The organism is Streptomyces sp. A5-4, assembly GCF_051131715.1.
In the GTDB taxonomy this organism is placed as follows: Bacteria; Actinomycetota; Actinomycetes; order Streptomycetales; family Streptomycetaceae; genus Streptomyces.
This window is the reverse complement of sequence record NZ_CP178591.1, coordinates 5,473,503-5,494,549: the sequence shown is the minus strand read 5'-3', so window position 1 is coordinate 5,494,549 and position 21,047 is coordinate 5,473,503. Positions and strand designations below refer to the sequence as shown.

At 67.8% G+C, this 21,047-nt stretch carries 15 protein-coding genes; 7 read left to right on the top strand and 8 right to left on the bottom strand.

Annotated features, from left to right (window positions below):
* Window positions 1–312 precede the first annotated feature (312 nt).
* The 5 genes from cas7g (at window position 313) to ACLLJJ_RS25700 (ending at window position 10,330) form a co-directional block, all read left to right on the top strand.
* Window positions 313–1,503, top strand: a complete 1,191-nt coding sequence (cas7g, locus tag ACLLJJ_RS25720; RefSeq protein WP_434595808.1) for a type I-G CRISPR-associated RAMP protein Csb1/Cas7g — start codon at window positions 313–315, stop codon at window positions 1,501–1,503.
* 4 nt (window positions 1,504–1,507) lie between these two features.
* Complete coding sequence (gene csb2 / locus ACLLJJ_RS25715; RefSeq protein WP_434595806.1) at window positions 1,508–2,977, top strand: type I-G CRISPR-associated protein Csb2; 1,470 nt, start codon at window positions 1,508–1,510, stop codon at window positions 2,975–2,977.
* On the top strand, window positions 2,974–6,000 hold the full coding sequence (cas3g, locus tag ACLLJJ_RS25710; protein ID WP_434595804.1) for a type I-G CRISPR-associated helicase/endonuclease Cas3g: 3,027 nt from the start codon (window positions 2,974–2,976) through the stop codon (window positions 5,998–6,000). Before csb2 ends, cas3g begins: the two co-directional genes overlap by 4 nt.
* Before the next feature lie 5 nt (window positions 6,001–6,005).
* On the top strand, window positions 6,006–6,992 hold the full coding sequence (locus ACLLJJ_RS25705) for a type I-G CRISPR-associated protein, Cas3-extension family (protein ID WP_434595802.1): 987 nt from the start codon (window positions 6,006–6,008) through the stop codon (window positions 6,990–6,992).
* Window positions 6,993–8,941: 1,949 nt separating this feature from the next.
* A complete protein-coding gene (locus ACLLJJ_RS25700; protein WP_434588954.1) occupies window positions 8,942–10,330 on the top strand; it encodes an IS1380 family transposase in 1,389 nt (462 codons plus the stop codon).
* Window positions 10,331–10,946: 616 nt separating this feature from the next.
* On the opposite strand, the gene ACLLJJ_RS25695 is transcribed toward ACLLJJ_RS25700, so the two are convergent.
* From ACLLJJ_RS25695 to ychF, 6 genes are all read right to left on the bottom strand, one after another.
* Window positions 10,947–11,693 (bottom strand): DUF5655 domain-containing protein, encoded by a 747-nt coding sequence (locus ACLLJJ_RS25695; protein WP_434595800.1) that lies wholly within the window; start codon window positions 11,691–11,693, stop codon window positions 10,947–10,949.
* A gap of 77 nt (window positions 11,694–11,770) precedes the next feature.
* Window positions 11,771–13,033: a hypothetical protein gene (locus ACLLJJ_RS25690; protein ID WP_434595798.1), complete on the bottom strand. Its 1,263-nt coding sequence runs from the start codon at window positions 13,031–13,033 to the stop codon at window positions 11,771–11,773.
* Between the two features lie 368 nt (window positions 13,034–13,401).
* On the bottom strand, window positions 13,402–13,740 hold the full coding sequence (locus tag ACLLJJ_RS25685; RefSeq protein ID WP_434595796.1) for a helix-turn-helix domain-containing protein: 339 nt from the start codon (window positions 13,738–13,740) through the stop codon (window positions 13,402–13,404).
* Window positions 13,737–14,804 (bottom strand): tyrosine-type recombinase/integrase, encoded by a 1,068-nt coding sequence (locus ACLLJJ_RS25680; protein ID WP_434595794.1) that lies wholly within the window; start codon window positions 14,802–14,804, stop codon window positions 13,737–13,739. The genes ACLLJJ_RS25685 and ACLLJJ_RS25680 overlap by 4 nt, the downstream gene beginning before the upstream one ends.
* A 176-nt stretch (window positions 14,805–14,980) precedes the next feature.
* Entirely contained in the window at window positions 14,981–15,142 is a 162-nt protein-coding gene (locus ACLLJJ_RS25675) for a hypothetical protein (RefSeq protein WP_434600699.1), read from the bottom strand.
* A gap of 336 nt (window positions 15,143–15,478) precedes the next feature.
* Window positions 15,479–16,567 (bottom strand): redox-regulated ATPase YchF, encoded by a 1,089-nt coding sequence (ychF, locus tag ACLLJJ_RS25670; protein WP_434595792.1) that lies wholly within the window; start codon window positions 16,565–16,567, stop codon window positions 15,479–15,481.
* A gap of 252 nt (window positions 16,568–16,819) precedes the next feature.
* Between ychF and ACLLJJ_RS25665 the strand changes: the two genes are divergently transcribed.
* Window positions 16,820–17,419, top strand: a complete 600-nt coding sequence (locus ACLLJJ_RS25665; protein ID WP_434595790.1) for a DUF6542 domain-containing protein — start codon at window positions 16,820–16,822, stop codon at window positions 17,417–17,419.
* Between the two features lie 78 nt (window positions 17,420–17,497).
* Here ACLLJJ_RS25665 and ppgK read toward each other — a convergent pair whose 3' ends face one another.
* Together ppgK and ACLLJJ_RS25655 are read right to left on the bottom strand one after the other, a co-directional pair.
* Window positions 17,498–18,247 (bottom strand): polyphosphate--glucose phosphotransferase, encoded by a 750-nt coding sequence (ppgK, locus tag ACLLJJ_RS25660; RefSeq protein WP_434595788.1) that lies wholly within the window; start codon window positions 18,245–18,247, stop codon window positions 17,498–17,500.
* A gap of 247 nt (window positions 18,248–18,494) precedes the next feature.
* Window positions 18,495–19,490 (bottom strand): 4-hydroxy-3-methylbut-2-enyl diphosphate reductase, encoded by a 996-nt coding sequence (locus ACLLJJ_RS25655; protein WP_434595786.1) that lies wholly within the window; start codon window positions 19,488–19,490, stop codon window positions 18,495–18,497.
* A 133-nt stretch (window positions 19,491–19,623) separates the two neighbouring features.
* Between ACLLJJ_RS25655 and ACLLJJ_RS25650 the strand changes: the two genes are divergently transcribed.
* Window positions 19,624–21,045, top strand: a complete 1,422-nt coding sequence (locus ACLLJJ_RS25650; protein ID WP_434595784.1) for an APC family permease — start codon at window positions 19,624–19,626, stop codon at window positions 21,043–21,045.
* Window positions 21,046–21,047: the final 2 nt, after the last annotated feature.

Genomic DNA, 21,047 nt, shown 5'->3' with positions numbered 1-21,047 from the left:
GGGTCGGGTTGCGGCCGTGCAGTTCCCACCCCAGGCCGTCGGCCAAGGTACGCGTCCCTGGGTCTGTCGAGCTACCGCAAGCCGCCCCTGGACGGTTCAGCGATCGCTCCGAGCCAGGGACCTACGACCCAACGAGGGCTTGGGCGGGCACCCTACCGAGCGACACTGACAACACATCATTTCGGCCAGGAAGGCCGTTTTGCGACACCTTGCTGCTCCTGCTTGCATGATGCCTGCCCCGGCCAGCTGACCTGCACATATGTCCGCTCGTTGGGGCATCGACGCCCACAATCGACAGCGGAGGAACCGGCCTTGAAGGACATCTACGAGCGGTTGTTGGCGGCTGCGAGTCTGCGGTCGGCTGACGGTGCGATACGCATCGTGTCGGAGTACGAACCGCTGGCCGGGATGGGGACGCCGTTGTTTCCGCCGACTGTGAAGGCGAAGGAGACGAACGCCGCCGGTTACTTGGTCGAACCACGGTATGTGGACGGTGATGAGACTCAGGTCGTTCTCCTGGATCAGCCCCAGTCCCAGGCCAATCGGTGTGAGACGGCGCTGCTCGACTCGGTGAAGCGGCGGGAGGCGTTCATCCCGCACCTGGAGATGGTGACCGATTCTCACGGGGTGCCGGTCCGGATGACGAGCCTGGAGGCCCCTCACAGGTCGCGGGATGCGTATTTCCGCGACTCGGTGGATGGTGCGGGAACGAAGTTCGACGAGACGGAGCCGGGAGCCGCGCTGCGTGACGCGAGCGCCGGCGACCTGAGTGCCTACCTGCGACTGGTCCCCAGCGATCTTGCCTATGGGGTGTGGGACTCGCACCGCAAGCGCCGTATCCAGGTGAAGATTCCCCGGTCCTACCGATCCGAGATGATCGGCATCAAACCGTTGGTCGGTGTCCGGGCGGCCGGGCGAGTGGACCGGCTCAACCTGGCGGGCGACACCGTGGAGTTGACGGACGCCGGCTGGGCCCCAAGCACTTCCGAGAAGCCGAAGAAGGGCGTCAAAACAGCACGGATGTCCGAGCTGGGCCACGGCATGATCCCCCCGTCGGAGGGCCTGGGTGGAGTGTCGGTGACGGCGGTACAGCGCAGCGCCTCGCTGAGCCTGGCGAAGCTGGCGATGCTGCGCTTTGGCAATGCGAGCGAGGAACTGACGGCAGCAGCAAGGGCGTTGGTGGGCGCCATCGCCCTGCTGGGCGACCGGCTGGCGTTCTCGGCGCCTGCCCTGCACCTGCGCTCGGGCTGTGACCTGCTGATGGTCTCGGAGCGCATCGAATGGGTGCAGCGGGGCCGTGATGGGAGCCCGCTGCTCGAGCCGCTGGAGCTGGCCACCCCCCAGGAGGCTCTGGAGCTGTTCGGGATCGCGGTCGATCGTGCCTGCGGGGCCGGTCTGCGGTGGGCGTCCGATCCGCTGGTCGTGCACCCCAACCCGAGCCTGCAGCAAGCGATCGACAAGTCGTACGTGATCGCCGGGGTCGGCGAAGCCGAGAGCGAGTGACCCGGTGCCATTTCGCATCACCGTTGACCTACTGGACTCCTCTTACCAGGCCGCCACGCTAGACCGCCGCCGGGCCGAATGGCCTCCACACCCCTCCCGCATTTTCTGCGCCCTGGTGTCCGTGGCTGATCCAGCCGACCCCGTACAGGACGCTGCCTTGTCTTGGCTGGAGCAACAGCCGCTTCCGTCACTGCGGGTACCCACGCGGACCATGGAGGCCGAGATCCCGCGGATGTCTTGGGTTCCGACGAACGCCTCGGCGGCCAAGCCCGGTCATGCGGTACTGCCCGGACGCACCAGCGGCGGCAAACCGAAGGTGTGGCCACAGCGCACGTTGGCCCAGCCTCGGCTGGAATTCGAGTGGCCGTCAGAGCCACCGCGCGGGGTCCGCACGGCCTTGGAGGAGTTGGCCAGGTCGGTGCCCTACATCGGCCGAGCCGGTGGCCACGCCCTGGTCACCGCCGTTTTGCCCGAGCACTCTGTGGCAGAGGGCGGCAGCGGTGAGTGGGAGATCTGGCAGCCCAGCGGGGACGCTTCTCCTTCGGGCGTGGAGCAGTCGCTGCGGGCCCCTTATCCGGGCTACCTGCAGCGTCTGCGGCTGGCGCATGAGCAGGGCGAGTCGGCCTGGCAGCAGGACCGGACGTTCCGCTACACACGCCAAGGTGCCCCCGAGCCGGAGGCGGGCGAGGAGACCCTGGCTGGCCCGTTCGAGGACCTGATGACCTTCGCCTTCGCTGCGGGCTTTTCCCTGGACCCGGCACTGACGGTTGAAGCGACAGGCGCCCTTCGCGAGAAGGTAATGGGACTGCTGGCGGAGGCGGGACACGACGTCGAGGCCATGGTCGCCGTCCATGGGCACAAGAGCAGGGGTGACGAGCGGCGGCTGTGTGCCTACCTGGGTCTTCCGTTTGTCGGCCATCCGCACGCCGATGGCCGTCTGCGGGGCGTCGCGGTCGCCCTGCCCCGCGATCTGGACCCTGCGCACCGGCGAGCGCTCCTGGCCGTGTTGCTGCGCATGGGCGGCGGCCTGCGCAAGCTCAAGCTCCCCAGCTCCGAACGTCCCCTGCAGCTGGCCTACGTCCGGGCCGGCGACGCGGCGGTGAACTCCCTCAAGTCGGTGATGCCGGAGCAGTGGACGCGGGCCTCGCGGCAGTGGACAACGGCGCTGCCCATGGTCCTCGACCATTTCCCCCGGGGGCACGACATCGAGGGCTCGGTTGCCACCAGCTGTCGCCTGGCCGGCCTGCCCGTGCCCGACGCGGTGGACGTCCTGCGCAACGGGGCCTTCGTCCCCGGCGCACCGACGCTTCCAACTGCTGCGGTACGCCGCAAGGACGGTGAACGACCGCTTCCCGTCCGGCATGTGCGCCTGACCTTCCCCCAGCCAGTCACTGGTCCGGTGGTGCTGGGCAGCAAGAAGAACTTCGGCTTGGGCCTGTGCGTGCCCACTGGCTCACGAAAGGCGGAGGCATGAGTTTCGCCCTTGAGGACTTTCCCGACTTCGTCTACGCCGTACACGGCCACCGCCCCTTTCCCTGGCAGAAGGACTACCTCGACCAGGTTGCGGAGACGGGAGATTGGCTGGACCTGGATGTGCCGACCGGCCTGGGCAAAACCAGCCTGATCGACATCTGGCTGTTCCTGCTCGCCTGGCAGTGCGCCACCGGTCAGGAGCGAAGCGTGCCGCTGCGACTGTTCTTCGTCGTGGACCGCCGTCTGGTCGTCGACCAGGCGCACGAGCACGCCCGCACCGTCCAGGACGCCCTGGCTAGCGCCCCGCGTGAGTCCGTGACGGGCCGCGTCGCGCAAGCACTGCGCACCCTGAGCGGTGAGAGCACGGCTCTGGAAGCAGTGCGGATGCGCGGTGGCGTGGACTGGGCCTCGCGCTGGCTGCGCTCCCCCGTCCAGCCCGCCGTGATCACCTCGACCGTGGACCAGTACGGCAGCCGACTGCTCTTCCGCGGCTACCACACCAGCCCCAGGATGCGGCCCATCGACGCGGCACTGTGCGGCACCGACGCACTGCTGGCGGTGGACGAGGCGCACATCGCCCTGCCGTTGCTGACCACAGCAACCGACTGCACCGCCTACCAGCAGACAGCCTCGCACCCGGGCCTTTCCCACCGTGGCGTCCAGGTCCTCAGCCTCTCCGCCACCGCGTCTGCTGATCCCGCGCGCCCGCGCCACCGGATCACCGAGATGGACCGCCAGCACCCCGTCGCGGGGGCCCGGCTCAACGCCCAGCGGCGCCTGACCCTGTGGGACACGAGCACCCTCGCCAAGAGCCCCTCACTCGCCTTCGCCCAAGCCGCTGAGCAGGCCGTAGGTGTCATGCTGCCGCTCGCGGCCCGCCCCGTGCTCGGCATCGTCGCCAACACCATCCGCACCGCCCGAGCAACCTTCCAACTCCTGGCTGCACGCGATGACATAGACGTGATCCTGCTGACCGGCCGCTGCCGAGGCCAAGACCGCGAGCGCCTTCTGAACAGCCGCCAGATGCACGACCTGTTCCAGGGCATCCGCGCCGATCGCGACCGGCCCCTAGTGGTCGTCGCGACCCAGACCGTCGAAGTCGGCGTCGATGTCTCCTTCGCGGGACTCGTCAGCGAGAACGCCGCAGCCGCTCCGCTGATCCAGCGCCTGGGCCGACTGGACCGGACCGGCGCCTTCCCCTGGGCCCCGGCGATCGTGATCCGCGCCGCAGCACCGGATCCCCAGGACATCCCGGTCTACGGCCCGGCCGCCCACGCGACCTGGGAATGGCTCACCTCCCACGCCCCTCCCACCAACCCCGAAGGCCACAGTGCCGAGGACCTCCGGCGCAGCCTTCGCCAAGGACTGGTCGTCAACCCGACCACACTGCCCGCCCTGCTGTCCGGCACCGAGACCGCGGCCCTGAACGTGCCCGCACCGCGCATCCCCGTCCTGCACCGCACCCTGCTGGACTCCTGGACCCGTACCAGCCCCACCCCCGTGCCCGACCAGCCGACCGCGCCCTTCCTCCACGGTCTGAGCACCACGCCCGAAGACGTCCAGGTCCTGTGGCGAAGCGACCTCCCCACCTCGAACGGCCAACCGGACTGGGATCAGTGGGCCTCTCGCATGGCCCAAGTCCCGCCCCACCCCGGTGAAACCGTCGCCATCCCCGCCCGCCAGCTGCGCCGCTTCTTGACCCAGCCGACAGCCGACGAAACCACCAGCGACCTGGAAGGCATAGCGGACGAGGAGATACCTGCCACGCCCAAACGCCGACAGACAATGGCGCCGGCGCTGCGCTACGACGACCACGACAACCAGTGGGTCCCCGCGACCGGCCCCCGCGACATCCGCCCCGGCAGCACCATCGTCCTGCCCTCGCACTACAGCGGCCACGACCCGTACGGCTGGACCGGAGCCCCCGGCGCCCCCGTCGTCGACCTCGCAGACTTCCCATCCCGCACCGACAGCGCACCGACCCGCCTGGACGCCCACGCCCTGACGCTGCTCGGCGGGTTCGACGAGGCCACCGCCCACGCGGCTACGAAGGCCATCACCCAAGCATCCAAGAAACTGCTGGCCGGTGAGGACGACGAGAGCGCCACCGACATCGTCCACCAACTCCTCGACCGGCTCCTGAGGCTGCTACCGGCCCCAGACTGTGTTCCTCCGACGACCGGCTCATACGCCCCCGATCTGCAGCAGCGCCTCACCGAGCTCCGGACCATCAACGCCTGGGACATCACCCCCGACGGCCGCTCATCCCGGACCGGGCACGCCATCCTCGACGCCGCCGACCCGGCACGCCTCCTCCTGATTCCCACCCGCCCACCAGTCGATCGCCCCGAGCGCATTACCGGCATCAACGACGACGACGCTGACGGGAGTTCACTTACCCGCCCCGTTAGTCTTGCCCAGCACAGCAAAGCCGTCGCGGCACGCGCCGCCGATTTCGCCGCACGCCTGGAGCTGCCCGCACCACTGGTTGCAGCCGTAGAGACCGGCGCGCACGCTCACGACTGCGGCAAACACCATCCCCGCTTCCAGTGCATGCTGTGCGCCGGCGACCGTCTCCTCGCCGAGTCCCTCGACGAGCCTCTGGCCAAATCCGGCATGGACCCGGCCGACCGTAACGGCCGCCGCCGCGCCGCCCACCTGGCCAACTGGAGCCCCGAGCTACGCCACGAAGCACTCAGCGCCCTGGCCGTCCAGCAATGGCTCGCCACCGGCCCTGCCCACACCCAGGGCCTGGACAGGGACCTCATCCTCCATCTGGTCGCCTCGCACCATGGATACGCCCGGCCGCTCCTGCCGCCCGTGACCGACAGCGACCCCATCGATGTCGCCTGCTTCATGCCCGACCAGCAGCGCGTCACCGTCAACAGCGCCGCCATGGGCACCGACTGGGCCGGCCCCGACCGTTTCGAAGCCCTCAACCGCCGCTACGGCCCCTGGGGCCTGGCCCTGCTCGAAGCCGCCGTACGCCTGGCCGACATCGCCTGCTCCGAGGAAGGCAGCTAACCCCGATGCCCCACCACGAACTCGAACTACCCGCCCTGGTCAGCAATTCCCCACTCGGCTTCCTCGCCGCCCTGGGCATTCTCCAGCTCACCGCCCCCGTCCTCGACCAGCCAGCCCGGCTCTCCTGGCGCGGCCCCGACGCACCCGCGGTCCTCCACACTCACCAACCACTCACGCACCAGGCACTCGCCGACCTGCTCGGCAGCCAACTTCCCGAAGACCCCACCAAGGAACCCCTCCCGCTTGCCCCCGGCATCCTCTCGCTGCGCCGCAGCGGCCCCAGCGACGCCCTGCGGATGCCCACCGACACCGCCCTGCGCCACCTGCGCAACCACACCCGGGCCGAGCGCGAGCACAACACCCCCACCGCCCACTGGTTCGCCGCACTCGTCAACCAACTGAGCATCGCCCCCATCGAGAAGAATCCCGGCAAGACCCGGCCCGCACACGGCAAGCAGCCCGACCTCTACACATCGAGCACCCCACTCTTCGGCCGCGGCGGACAAATGACCCTGGCCAACAACTGGATCAAAGCCGCACAGGAATGCCGCAAAGACCCCACCCACCTACTCGCCGCCCTCACCGCCTGGCGCCGCGTCGACGGCTACGCCGGAGCCAACCTCGACCACCACTCCACCGGCGACGCCCACATGGTCAGCCAAGGCAAACCCACCCAACAAGGCGTCCCCGGCGCCACCTGGCTCGCCCTCCACGGCTTCGCCACCTTCCGCCTCACCGGCGACACCACCTACGCCCAGACCACCAGCTGGGACCGCACCACCCCCAACGGCGCCCTCACCTGGCCCATCTGGCGACCCCCACTCACCACAACCAGCATCACCACCCTCCTCGAACACCCCCTCGTACGCGCACCGCACCCCAACCGCGACAAACTCCACAACCTCGGAGTCATCGCCCTCTACAACGCGCCCCGTACACGCCTCGCCCAGGCCGACGGCCCTCTCCAACTCAGCCACCGGACCTACCCATGAACGGCCACCAGCCTCAAGTTCGGAACCACAGCACCATCACGGTTACGCCGCGAGCACGAGTGACACGGGAGCACCGAACCGCCTCTGCAGGCTCCGAACCGCAGGACCACCACGGCTCCGGGAGAGAACTCGCGACGGCTTCCCGCCAGGCGGCTGTCTCTGCGGTTTGAGGCCGCAGCACCATCGCGGCGACCCGTCCGGGTGGATCGGCTCGCTGCCGACCAACTTCCTCGCCAAACCCCAGCACTGTTGCGGCCAACCGTTGATTGTGTGCTGGAACTGGCAGCCCATCCTGTCTCTGCGGTTCCAAACCGCAGCACCACCACGGCGACTTGCTCCGCGTCGCCGATGCCCTGCACTTGACTGCCTCTGTGGTTTGGGGCAGCACCATCACGGCGTGCGCTGCGACCAGACCATCTACGCGGTTGCCATCCCGCTTCTGCGGTTCCGAACCGCAGCACCACCACGGCGAGTCGCTGCTAGCCATCTGTGTGCTGGGTACTCGTCTCCCTCTGCGGTCTCGACCCGCAGCACCATCGCGGCTACCCGACCTATGTGATGGCCATGACGCCGGAGCTGCTAACTCTGCAGTTCGAAACTGCAGCACCATCACGGCGAGATGATCCGCGCGGGTATGACGGAACTCGACCTGCGGCCACTGCGGTTTCGCACCGGAACACCACCACGGCTCTAACCGGCAAGGTGGCGCACTCAGCCAGAACGGTTAGCTCCTATGCCCCCGGTATCAAGGCCCGAAAGTGAAGTAACAGCAGGCCCTGTGGTGAAGGTCCCTTCACCATCCCGGTTGCAGGAATATGAAGGCGCAGTGGGTATGCTTCGTCTGCACCTCTGCGGCCAGGACCCAGCACCATCGCGGCGCCCTCGGCTTTGCCGCAGCCCGGGAACTCACCACCTACCTCTGGCTCCGCACCGCAGCACGGCGTGTACTGGTGCGACTCGCCCACAAACACATAGTCAGCACTCCGCGGCCATGCGTACGCGGCACCTTCTCCTGCCTCTGTGGTCACTAGCCGCAGCGCCACCACGGCTGCATCTCGTCGCCCACGTACAGCGGCGCCCACGCCGCTATCCTTGCGGTTCAGCGCCACAGCACCATCACGGCGTCACCCTGGTCAGCGTGCTCGCCTACCGCCGCGGCCGTCTCTGTGGGCTCGAACCGGCTCACATCACCACCACGGCTGGTAGATCCCCCACTGGGTCTCCTCAACAATGTTTTACCTCTGCGGTTCCGAGCCGCAGCACCATCTGGGCTTGTACTTGTGAGTATCGTCGACGAACAGTTAGTCGATATCCTGCGAATCATTTATCGCAGCACCATCACAGCAAGGGAGACGATGGAGGCTTGGTCACGGCCGGGCAGCACTGCTTCTGCAATCTCGAACCGCAGCACCACCATGGCGCCGACTACCTACGGTTCGTCACCATCGACCTGGGCTCGTCTCTGTGGTTATGCACCACAGCACCATCACGGCCGCGACTTGGTCCACCGAGCCAAGCAGGAAACGTTTCGCCGCTGTGTCGCGGGCCATAGCACCGCGCCGACATGGTGCCCGACCGGCTACTGATCGCCGGGACTGAACCTCGTCGGCACGCAGCCGGTTTTAACTGCGAATCTGAGTACCAGCAGGCCCTGAGGCGAAAAGCTCAGCACCATCCCGGTTGCAGGAATATGAAGGCGCAGTGGATATGCTTCGTCTGCCACCTCTGCGGCCACAGCCGCAGCACCATCTCGGCACGCTAAACGTCATCGCCGCCGTCTACCGAGACGAGCACACCTCTGCGGTCTAGAACCGCAGCACCATTCAGCCCGGATCCACCGGCTTGATACCTGTGGATAGTTTCTCCGGAAATAAAGAAGTGCCTTGTGACCTGCGATGATGGGGTTTCTCTAGGACCACATCAGGCACGATCGGCAAGGCACTTCCGAGATGCAATCTTCCCATGCCGCGGCGGCGGTCTCATCCGTGTTCGACGATCCGAATCTGGTCGCGTACGGCGGGCTGGAGCCGGTGATCCGGCTGGCCGAGCGGTGTGGTCTGCCGACTCTGGCCGATGATCTCATCAGGCTGCCGCGCTCGAAGGACGGCACCGGCGCCTTCCCCGCGGCGAAACTGATGTCGCTGGTGGGCGGCATGGTCGCGGGCGCCGACAGCATCGATGACATGGACCGGCTGCGGCACGGTGCGATGGGCCGCCTGTTCTCCGGAGTGCGGGCCCCGTCCACGCTGGGGTCGTTTCTGCGTTCCTTCACGCACGGGCATGTGAAGCAACTGCACGCCGTGGCCCGCCGGTTGCTGCCCAAACTGGCCCGTCACGCCCCGCTGCTGCCCGGCGCGGACCAGGTCGCCTACGTGGATGTCGATGACACCATCCGCCGCACCTACGGCTACGCCAAGCAGGGCGCCGGATACGGATACAGCAAGGTCAAGGGCCTGAACGCACTGCTCGGCATTGTCTCCACACCCCTGTCCGCCCCGGTGATCGCCGCCACGAGGCTGCGCATGGGACCCTCGAACTCCGCGCGCGGGGCGGCAGCTTTCGTGGCCGAGAACATCCGTACCGCCCGCGCCTGCGGCGCGAGCGGCCTGCTGGTGGTACGGACGGACTCCGCGTTCTACGGCGCGGACGTCATCAATGCCTGCCGGACGCTGGGCGCCCGTTTCTCGGTCACGGCTCGGATGAACACCTCCGTCAAGGCCGCGATCGCCCGCATCAACGAGGACGCGTGGACGCCGATCAAATATCCCCAAGCGGTCTGGGACGAGGAGGGCCAGTGCTGGATCTCGGACGCTGAGATTGCCGAGGTCTCCTACACCGCGTTCACTTCCAAGCCGAAGAAGCAGCAGGTCGCCGCCCGTCTGATCGTGCGCCGCGTCAAGCGCCTGGGCCATGGCGCCGTCCCTGCAGGGCAGGGCACGCTCTTCGACACCTGGCGCTACCACGCCGCATTCACCGACTCCCCGCTCTCCTTGAAGGACGCCGAAGCCGATCACCGTCGGCACGCTGTCGTCGAGCAGGTGATCGCGGATGTCAAGAACAGCGCCTTCGCCCACGCGCCGTCCGGGCATTTCCAGGCCAATGCCGCGTGGCTCGCACTGGCAGCCGTGGCGCACAACCTGACCCGCGCCGCCGGCACCCTGGCCGGAACGTTCCATGCCAGAGCGACCACCGCCACCATCCGTGACCACCTGATCAGCGTGCCCGCCCGCCTGGCCCGCTCGGCCCGCCGCCTCACCCTGCACCTGCCCGAACGCTGGCCCTGGAGCGGGGACTTCACCCAGCTCTTCAGCACGGTGCATGCGCCACCAGCCCTCTGACGCTCCCTGACCGACCTGCCCGAAAGGGCCCGAGACCTGTGGACAAGTGGAAGAGCTGGACAGACCAGCGGCCACCCCATGCCCGAATCCACAGCTCAGCCTCGACGCGGCCTGCACACCCCCGAAACGATCAATCCAAAATCAAGCCGGTGGATCCGGGTTCAGGCGACGGGGCAGATATCGGCCTGATTCTCGGCCTCGCGCTTCTTTGCGGCTACCGAGCCGCACACCACCACGGACATATGTTTAGCTCAATATCGTTCCATCCTCCCGTTCGTACTGCGGCATCGTCCGCAGCACCACCACGGCAAGGGGGACGAGTTCGGCCTGATCAGGGCAGGCCAACACTCCTGCGGTCTAGAACCGCAGCACCATTTTGACGGCGGGGCAGATCTCGACTCAATCCCCGCCCTCACCCTCCCTTGGGGCTACCGAGCCACACGCCGCACGGACAGACGGTTCTTGCGCGGCGGCGCAACGTAGCCCAGGGTTGCCGGTTAGCCAAACCGCCAACCCTGGGCATCATTGATAGTCCACCGCCACGCCCTGCCCATACGTCGAAAGGCGCTCCCAGACGACCGCAGCCCACACGCAAACCGCCAAGACGGTCAACCGTTCACGCCGCTGCGTAGCTCGCAAGGAACAGAGCCTCGGCACGCTCCACGTCCCTCGGGGCGCGCAACTGCACCTCAAGGTCGCCCGTTCCGAGGTGGCCAAGCCCCGTCACGTCCCGGGTGAAGCCAGGCACGAGATCGACCTGTTTCGGGTCAGCCTTGAGGTAGACGAGAAGCTTGCTCCGCTGAGGCGGGCAGACGCACGCGAAGTTCCTCAGCCGCTGATACGCCCGGTAGTGCTTGCGCTGGACACGGTTCACACCGTCCCCGAGACCACGAAGTACCTCGTCGACCACGGCTGCCAACTCGGCCATCGGGGTGGCCTCGCCGCCGTCTGCCGCCGGTACGGCGATGGGCCGACGCGCCCGCCGCGCTACCGGTGTACCGCCGCTGACGGACGCCACAGCCTCAAGGCCGAGCAGATCGTTGCCGAAGAGGCAGTAGCGAACCAGGTCGATACTGCGACGGTGCTCACGCACTGCGTGCACGTCGTAGCGCGTGAAGTCGCCGGCGATACAGATCAGGCGCGGGCCGCTCCAGAGCACCTGGGCCGCGGCCGTCACCCCGAGCCGGTCGCGAACCAGGTGCTCGAACTCGGCCCGGTGGTCCATCAGCCACGAGAGGTAGAACAAGCCCTGGTTGATGACGCCAGCGTCGACGCCGCGCTTGTACTCCACGATGACCGGCGACCCGTTCTCGTCAAGACCGAGCGAGTCGATCCGCCCGCCGTCGAATCCCCGCGAGTTCACGATTTCTGAAGGTATCGAAATCTGAACTGTAGGTGCTGTTGGGGGATTTGGAGGCTCTCTGACCGTGGGTTCGCAGGTTACCCGGTCGTCGTTTCGGTGCCTGCCGGGCTGGCCGCGCGGGTGTAGCGCAAGCTGGCCTGGGCGCTGAGGTCGAACATGGTGGAGATGCGGAGGGGATCGGGTCCGGCGGCGATCGCTTCTTCGAGGACCCGGTCCTGGCGGAGGCTGTCGACCGTGGCGGGCAGCCCCTTGAACAGGCGCTTGAGCCAGAAGTCGCTGACTGGACTCTTCCTCTTGGCTGTCTGCTGGGTGAGGAGGAGATGAGGGTTTGCCGAGTCCGGCCAGCGGGCGTCACGGTAGCGCCGGTACTTGCGGATGGCTTCGGCGGTGAAGTCGTCGAGGGGCCGGCTGACCTCGCCCCGCCGGAGGCGCCCGGTGCTCAGCTCGATGTCGGAGTCTTGGAGCATTCTGATCTCGTGCGGGAAGAGGGCGTGGATGCCGGCAAGGGCGACGACGGCCAGGAGGGCCGGGCTCTCAGCCGCGGCTCTGGCCACTTGTTTGAGTTGGTCTCCCGCGACCGGTGTGGGCGAGTTGACGAGGGTGTTGCCGGGCCTGATGCGTCGGGCTGGGTCGGCGAAGATCAGCCGCTGTGACTTGAGCGTCTTGAACATGTCCCGGAGCGCGACGATTTCGCGCTGGACGTTGTTCCGTTTGGCCAGCCAGTCAGTGATGTCCTCGGGGGTGACCTGCCTCAATGTCGAGTATCGGGGGGCACAGTACTCGGCAGTGAACGGGACGATCAGCCGCAGGTGGATGTCAACTGTGTGAGGCGACCTGGGGCGACGGCGAGGGGCTCCGTTGCGGAGGACGTCGAAGTAGGCGGTCACCTCGACGCGTATCTGCTCGGGAAGCCTTGCGAGGTGAGCTCTGACCAGTTGTTCGAGGGGGTCGGGTGCGTCGTCGAGCAGGATGTCGAGATCGTTGAGCATGTCGATGAGATGGACTGCGGGAACATCGATGTCCCGGGAGAGTGCGTGCACCGTGGTGGCTTTGATCCTTTCGAAAGGCTGGTGCAGGGCCGAGAGGATCATCAATCCGCACTTCACGCGCTTGATGGTGCAGCGGTTCCAGCCCCGTACCACCGCGACGTCCCTGGCCCGATCGACGAGGAAGTCCGCATATCCGGGATCTGCCGGGGTGAATCCTGTCCAGGAGCGCCCCTTCGAGCCGTTCGGGTTCCGATAGCGCCGGAAGTCCCGGACCGGCTCGAAGAGCGTGAGCTGGATGCTCTCGGGCGGCTTCAGCAGCAGGGGGTGTCTGTGCGTCGTCTCGCTCGGCAACTCAGGAACCTGTGCTGTTCTTGCGGTGAGGTGGTGGCGCCGATTCCATTTGATCAGGTCAGCGAGAAACGTCTGGTGCCCGGTTTCAGCTGCGACCGTGAGGTCCAACCGGGCCCCGTGGCCGGCTGACGGGACCTTGATACGGCCGGCGACGAATGCGGCCTGGTGACGGCAGGCCCGGCAGACTCCGTCACGCAGGGGGACGGTCGCGCCACACGTGCCGCACGAGTCGGCAGGGTACTTGTACCACCATGCCCTGCACGCATAGCAGAGGATCTTCGCGCCGCCCGGGTTAGGGTGCAGGCCCCAGGCCATGCAGACCTCGCAACTCTCAGGCGTCCCAAGCCCCTTGGCCTTCGCTTCCTTCGTCACAACGGCGGCATCAAGTTGCGGGAGGCCGGGCCGCCGCCGCTCCGACGACGGTTCTCACCAACAGCGGGACGGATGGCCGCCCTGCTCTCATCCTGCTCCGGTCGTTTCGCGCGGGCCTCCTCGGGCTCACGGACAAGCAGATCGCTGGGCTCGCATTGCAGCACCTCGCAGATCACGTCGAGATCGTCCAGGCGGATCGTCACCGGCTGGCCGGCCCACAGGTTGGACATCTTGCCAGCACTGATCACCAAGCCCGCGTCGGCCAGCATGCGCTGGAGTTCGGAGGACTTCCAGATGTCCCGCTTGGCCGCGGTCATCCGCAGGTTCCACTTCATGACGCTCCTCCGAATCGCGCCCGTCCACGCTCACCCGCACGGACCCACGCGTCCTCGACATGAGTCTGGTTGACGTGTACGTAGATCATGGTGGTGTTGATCCACTTGTGGCCAAGCAGCTCTTGGATCGCCACCACATCCATGCCCTGACGGTAGAGCTCCGAGGCAGCGAAGTGCCGAAGCGTGTGCGGCGTCAGCTTGCCTGCCTGCGAAGGAAGGTGCTGGGCGACCATCTTCTTCAGATGCAGGCGGAGCGTGTCGGTATCCACCCGCAGGCTCGAGCCGTCCGCGGCCCGCCGCTCCGAGGGGAACAACGGCGCCTCTGGCTCATCCACCCGATCGTCGTACTGCCAGCGGGGGCCGTCGACCCACCACTCCAGCAGCGAACGGCTCCCGTTGATCAGCGGGACGAGCCGTTCCTTCTTCTTGCCGCGCCTCCCCTTGCCCCGCAGAAGAATCTTTCCGAACTGGCCGAGCTCCCAGTGGATGTCGTCGACGTTCGCCAGGCACAGCTCCGAGACCCGGGGACCTATCAGACTCGCCAGCCTCATCGCGGTGTAACTCCGGACGATCGACAACGGTTTACGCGCCTGCGGCACCTCGTCACGCCAAGCCGAGAACAGATGCTCGACCTCCCCGAGCGGCGGCGGAACCCGCAACCGGGACAGGGTCGATCCACGGGGCCGGTTGATCTCATCCAACGGCGACTCGACGACATAGCCGGTTGCCCTGTGGATGGCGGGCTTGTGCCGTAGTTCAAGGAACTCGAAGTACACGCTGAGAGAGTGCGCCTTGTGGACCTTCGTGCCATGAGCCAAGCCCTGTTGATGTCGACCGAAGAACCGGTCCAGATCGCGAGGTTCCATCTCCCACAGCGGGCGCGTGAACCATGAGCGCACTTCGACGATCACGCCGACATCGCCGGCGACCGTCCCGTCACTGACACCGGCCGAAGCCCGGGCGAGCACGAACTCGGACAACAGGTCCTGCTCGAAGGCCGCGAGCTCCTCCGGCGTCGTCAAGCGCAGTTCCGGACGCAGGTCTCGCACGATCGCCAGGGACACGAAACCTCCAGCTCGACCATTTGGCCAACTGATCGGACTGGACGATACTATCTCAAGAATCGTGAGATTCCATCGGGATGGACAACCTCTCGCGTGGGACGGATAGACCCCCAGGTCAGGCGCACGCTGCGGCGAGACCACGCTTCGGTGCGCTTGAGGAACCCTCGGGAGGAGAGTCAAACCGGCCCGGTGCTGTACTCGCTCGCCAAGAACCGGACGCCCAGCAGCGTCTCCATGTGCGCCTCGACGAGGCCCTGCACATCCGCCTCGACGTCAGCAAGACGCGGCGTGACCTCGGTCACGCCGCCTTTTGTGTTGAACAGCTTCAGGCCCGACACCTTCCCTCCTCGGCTCAGAGATCGTCAACGCCGAGCGAGTGCAGGTTTGTTTCCGCGAACGACTTCGGGGCCGTGAAGGAAATGTGTGGATGGATCGTTCGACCGTACCCGCTTGCCCTTCCCCAAGGGACTCACCGCAGGAGCCTCCGGAACCGCGCCCGCATCCAGCACCAATCCAGCACGGTGCGGGTGACGAGGGGTGATGACAGGTGACGGGGGATCAGATTATCCAGCACCTATCCAGCACGGGAAAAACCAAAGGGCCCGACTCCGGGGAGTCGGACCCTTCTTGACCTGCATGTTTGCCAGATCGGTGACGTGGTGCTATGTCACCCACTACACATTGAAGCGGAACTCCACCACATCGCCGTCCTGCATGACGTACTCCTTGCCCTCCATGCGGGCCTTGCCCTTCGCGCGGGCCTCGGCGACCGAGCCGGTCTCGACCAGGTCGGCGAAGGAGATGACCTCGGCCTTGATGAAGCCCTTCTGGAAGTCGGTGTGGATCACACCGGCCGCCTCGGGGGCCGTGGCGCCCTTCTTGATGGTCCAGGCGCGGGTCTCCTTGGGGCCTGCCGTCAGGTAGGTCTGGAGGCCCAGGATGTCGAAGCCGACGCGGCCGAGGGTGGCCAGGCCGGGCTCTTCCTGGCCCATCGACTGGAGGAGTTCGAGCGCCTCCTCGTCGTCGAGCTCGATGAGCTCGGACTCGATCTTCGCGTTGAGGAAGATCGCCTCGGCAGGGGCGACGAGCGCGCGCTGCTCGTTCTTGAAGTCCTCGTCGACCAGCTCGTCCTCGTCGACGTTGAACGCGTACAGGAACGGCTTCGTCGTGAGCAGGTGCAGCTCGTGGAGGAGGCGGCCCTTCTCCGTGTCGGCCGTGATGCCCGCCGCGAAGAGCGTGGTGCCCGTCTCCAGGATCTTCTGCGCCTCGTCGACCGCGGCGAGGACCGCGATCTTCTCCTTCTGGAGGCGCGACTCCTTCGTCAGGCGCGGGACGGCCTTCTCGACGGACTGGAGGTCGGCGAGGATCAGCTCGGTGTTGATCGTCTCGATGTCGTCCTTGGGCGAGACCTTGCCGTCGACGTGCACGACGTTCTCGTCCTTGAAGGCACGGATGACCTGGCAGATCGCGTCGGACTCACGGATGGTCGCCAGGAACTTGTTGCCCAGGCCCTCACCCTCCGACGCGCCGCGCACGATGCCCGCGATGTCGACGAAGTCGACGGTCGCCGGGAGGACCTTCTGCGAGCCGAAGATCTTCGCGAGCACGGCCAGCCGCGGGTCGGGGACACCGACGACGCCGACGTTCGGCTCGATCGTGGCGAACGGGTAGTTGGCCGCCAGCACGTCGTTCTTGGTCAGGGCGTTGAACAGGGTCGACTTGCCGACATTCGGCAGACCGACGATTCCGATCGTGAGCGACACGTTGGCGACTTCCTGAAGTGAGGATGAGGAGCGGGGAGCGGGGTGCGGCTTGTGCGGTGCCGGTCCGCCGCCGGGCCCGTGCGGACCCGGGCGGACCGATCCCCCAGTTTACGGGCGGGCCCGGCGGGCCCGCGCCGGGAGTCCGGATGAGGCCGGCCGGGCCCGGGACCCGGCGTCGAACTCAGAGCCAAGGTCGCCCAAAGGGCGTGTCCTGCGCCTGATTCCTGCCGCCTTGCGACCTACGTTGTCCACGTGGAGCAACCCAGGACTCGTACCCCTCGTCACCAGCAGCGGCCGCAGACGCCCCTGCTTCCGTCGGTCGGTCCCGCCGAGGCCGCGGCCCCCTCCGGTTCCGCACGTGTCTACCGGGCGGCATCCCGGCCGGGCCGGGCCGTCCCGCCCGTCATCCTCGCGCTGCGGAGACTGCCGAATCCGCGGCTGACCGGGCTCGGCAGCGGGCTGTTCGCCGCGGCGACGATGCTGGTGCTCGGCGGTCTGGACTGGCTACTGCTGGACGGCTCGCCGCTCGCGTACGGACTGCTGTTCCTGCCGGTCAGCGCCCTGACCGCGCTGTGGGTGCGGCCCGCTGACCTGGTGAGCGCGCCGATCGTGGTGCCGATCGCCTTCGCCATCGGGATGGCGCCGATCGCGGGCGGCGCGAGCGGGCTCGGCAGCCGCATCATGGCCGTCGTCACCGCGCTCGCCGTGCACGCGGGCTGGCTGTACGGCGGCACGCTCGTCGCCGGGCTCATCGCGACCGTACGCAAGGTGCGGCTGATGGGGCGGCGTCGGCAGGCACTGACGGCGAGTGCCACCCGTGGCCGCAGGCCGGGCAAGCAGGACGCCCTGTAGGACCGGCTGCCGGCCCGGCTCCGATGCGGGAAACCCGGCTCCGGTCCGGAGCACCCCCTCCGGGCCGGAATCCCGGCTCTAGGCCGGTGTCGCGGTCTTCGCCGCCGCCATCGCGGCGCCCACGATCCCCGCGTTGTTCTGCAGCTGCGCGGGGACGATCTCGGCGCGGATGTCCTCGATCAGCGGGATGAACCGGTCGGCCTTGCGGCTGACCCCGCCGCCGATGACGAACAGCTCCGGCGAGAACAGCATCTCGACGTGCGCCAGATACTTCTGCACCCGGTGCGCCCAGTGCTGCCAGCTCAGGTCCTCGTCCTCCTTGGCCTTCGTCGACGCGTGCTTCTCCGCGTCGTGGCCGTGCAGCTCCAGGTGCCCGAGCTCCGTGTTGGGCACCAGGGCGCCGTCGCGGAAGAGCGCGCTGCCGATGCCGGTGCCGAACGTGAGCAGGAAGACCGTGCCCTTGCGGTCCTTGCCCGCGCCGAAGGTCATCTCGGCGACCCCGGCGGCGTCCGCGTCGTTGAGGACGGTGACGGGCAGCCCGAGGCGCTCGCCGAGCAGGGCGCCGGCGTCCAGGTCCACCCAGCCCTTGTCGACATTGGCCGCGGTCCTGGTGACGCCGCCGGTGACCACACCGGGGAAGGTGACTCCGACCGGGCCCGACCAGCCGAAGTGGTCGACGACCTCTTTCACGCAGTCAGCCACCGCGTCGGGCGCGGCCGGCTGCGGGGTCAGCACTTTGTGCCGCGGTTCGGCGAGGTCGCCCCGCTCCAGATCCACGGGGGCACCCTTGATGCCCGAACCACCGATGTCCACACCGAAGACGTTCATGAAGCCAACGTTACGGTGTGGCGCAGACAGTGACGCGACGGACAGACACTTCCCGCCGACGCCCGAGGTCACTTGCCCGGCGAAGCCCGAGGTCACTTCCCGGGGAGCCGAAGGCCACCCGCCCGCGCGCCGGACGGTCACTTTCTCCGTGCCACCCGGCCATCACTTGCCCGTGCCACCGGACACCACTCCCCCGTGCCACCGGACACCACCCCCCGTGCTGCCGGCCATCATCTGCCGACCGAGGTCACTTCTCCGAGAGACCCGCGGCCTCCGCACGCAGGTCGCGGCGGAGCTCCTTGGGAAGCGAGAAGGTGATCGACTCGTCGGCGGTCTTGACCGTCTCCACGTCGCCGTAGCCGCGCTCGGCCAGCCACTCCAGCACCCCGTCGACCAGCACGTCGGGGACCGAGGCGCCGGAGGTCAGGCCGACTGTGGTGACACCTTCCAGCCAGGCCTCGTCGACCTCGTCGGCGAAGTCGACCAGGTGCGCGGCGGCGGCGCCCGCGTCGAGGGCGACCTCGACCATGCGGATGGAGTTCGAGGAGTTCTTGGAGCCGACGACGATGACCAGCTCGGCGTCCTCGCTCAGCTTCTTCACCGCGATCTGGCGGTTCTGCGTGGCATAGCAGATGTCGTCGCTCGGCGGCGAGAGCAGGTTCGGGAACTTGCTCTTGATCGCGTCGACCGTCTCCATCGTCTCGTCCACGGAGAGCGTGGTCTGGGAGAGCCAGACGACCTTGGACTCGTCGCGGACGGTGATGTTGGCGACGTCGTCGGGGCCGTCGACCAGCGTGATGTGGTCCGGGGCCTCTCCCGAGGTGCCGATGACTTCCTCGTGGCCCTCGTGGCCGATGAGGAGGATGTCGTAGTCGTCCTGGGCGTAGCGGACGGCTTCCTTGTGGACCTTGGTGACCAGCGGGCAGGTCGCGTCGATGGTCGCGAGCTTGCGCTCGGCGGCCTCCGCGTGGACGGTCGGCGCGACGCCGTGCGCGGAGAACATCACGATCGATCCCTCGGGGACCTCGTCCGTCCGCTCGACGAAGATCGCGCCCTTCCGCTCCAGGGTCTGTACGACGTACTTGTTGTGGACGATCTCGTGGCGCACATAAATCGGGGCTCCGTACTGCTCCAGAGCCTTCTCCACGGCGATCACGGCACGGTCCACGCCCGCGCAGTAGCCGCGGGGTGCGGCGAGCAGGACACGACGGGCTCGGGCGGCAGTAGCAGTCATGTTTCCCATCGTAAGGCCGTGCCTGCCAAGCCAGAGATCGCCTCTGTGGTCAAGATGGGACCCGGCTCCACGGTCCGGCCCCCTGCACGCCCTGTGCACGCCCCATGCACGTCCCCATGTACGTCCTATGTACGGAGGCGCGATGTCCACACCCCAAGGTGAGACGACGGGGCTGCGACGCAGTCTCGGCTTTCGTGATCTTGTGGTCTACGGGCTGCTCTTCATCGCCCCGATGGCCCCTGTCGGGGTGTTCGGGACCCTCGCCGCGAAGTCGCACGGTGCGGTGGCCCTGGTCTATCTGGTCGCGACGGTCGCGATGGCTTTCACCGCTTTCAGTTACGCGCAGATGGTCCGGGTGGTCCCCCAGGCGGGTTCGGTCTTCGCGTACGCGAGGAAGGCGCTCGGCGAGGGGCCCGGCTTCATCGCGGGCTGGATGGCGATGCTCGACTACCTGCTGATCCCCGCCGTCGCGTATCTGTTCTCGGGAATCGCGATGCACGCGCTCGTGCCGTCCGTTTCGCAGTGGGTGTGGACGGCGATCGCGGTCCTGGTGACGACCGCGCTGAACATGTGGGGGGTACGGGCGGCTGCCCGGGTCGGCTTCGCCGTGCTGGCGCTGGAGATCGTGGTGCTGGTGATCTTCGTGGTCGCCGCGGTCGTGGTGCTCGTGCAGGACGGCGCGCGGCGCGGCTGGCTGTCGCCGCTGACCGGTGACGGGTCGATGGGGTCCTTCTCGATGGCGGCGGTCCTCGGGGCGGTGTCGGTGGCGGTGCTGTCGTACCTCGGCTTCGACGCGATCGCGTCGTTCGCGGAGGAGGTGACGGGCGGCTCGGAGCGGGTGGCTCGGGCGGTGCTGTTCTGTCTGGTGCTCGCGGGTGTGCTGTTCGTGGCGCAGACCTATCTGGCCTCGCTCCTGGCGCCGATGACAGCGGCCGAGCTGGCCGCCGATCCGGGGCTCCAGGGCACCGCGTTCTACGACACGGTGGACTCGGCGGCCGGGAGCTGGCTGCACGACCTGGTGGCGGTCAGCAAGGCGATCGGTGCGGCGTTCGCGGCGCTGGCCGGGCAGGCCGCGGCCGGCCGGCTGCTGTTCGCGATGGCGCGGGAGCGGCGGCTGCCGCGCGCGCTGGCGAAGATCGACGCGAAGTCGCGCGTACCGAGGCTGGCGCTGCTGCTCGCGGCCGTTGTGACGCTGGTCGCCGCGGTGTGGGCGGCCCGGCGCGACGACGGCATGGACCACCTGGTGTCGGTGGTCGACATCGGGGCGCTGACCGCGTTCGTGCTGCTGCACGCGTCGGTGGTGAGCTGGTTCGCGGTACGGAAGATGGACGGACCACCGGTGTGGTGGCGGCACGTGTTGCTGCCGGTGCTGGGCGCGGTGGTGGCGATCGCGGTGATCGTGGAGGCCTCGCGTACGGCGCAACTGGTCGGCGCGGTATGGCTGCTGGCGGGCCTTGTGGTGCTCGCCGTCCAGCGCGGTCGCCGGGCCGGCCGCAGGGACGGCGGCGAGGCCGGCCGCGGGGACGGCCGCGGGGACGACCTCGGTGTCAGTACCGGCGGCTAGCC

Excerpts from the sequence above, each read along its gene's own strand:
- ACLLJJ_RS25655 (WP_434595786.1), bottom strand. The coding sequence starts at position 19,490 with ATGGGAAACATGACTGCTACTGCCGCCCGAGCCCGTCGTGTCCTGCTC.
- ACLLJJ_RS25705 (WP_434595802.1), top strand. The coding sequence starts at position 6,006 with ATGCCCCACCACGAACTCGAACTACCCGCCCTGGTCAGCAATTCCCCA.
- ppgK (WP_434595788.1), bottom strand. The coding sequence starts at position 18,247 with ATGAACGTCTTCGGTGTGGACATCGGTGGTTCGGGCATCAAGGGTGCC.
- ACLLJJ_RS25685 (WP_434595796.1), bottom strand. The coding sequence starts at position 13,740 with ATGAAGTGGAACCTGCGGATGACCGCGGCCAAGCGGGACATCTGGAAG.
- ACLLJJ_RS25650 (WP_434595784.1), top strand. The coding sequence starts at position 19,624 with ATGTCCACACCCCAAGGTGAGACGACGGGGCTGCGACGCAGTCTCGGC.
- ACLLJJ_RS25700 (WP_434588954.1), top strand. The coding sequence starts at position 8,942 with ATGCAATCTTCCCATGCCGCGGCGGCGGTCTCATCCGTGTTCGACGAT.
- cas3g (WP_434595804.1), top strand. The coding sequence starts at position 2,974 with ATGAGTTTCGCCCTTGAGGACTTTCCCGACTTCGTCTACGCCGTACAC.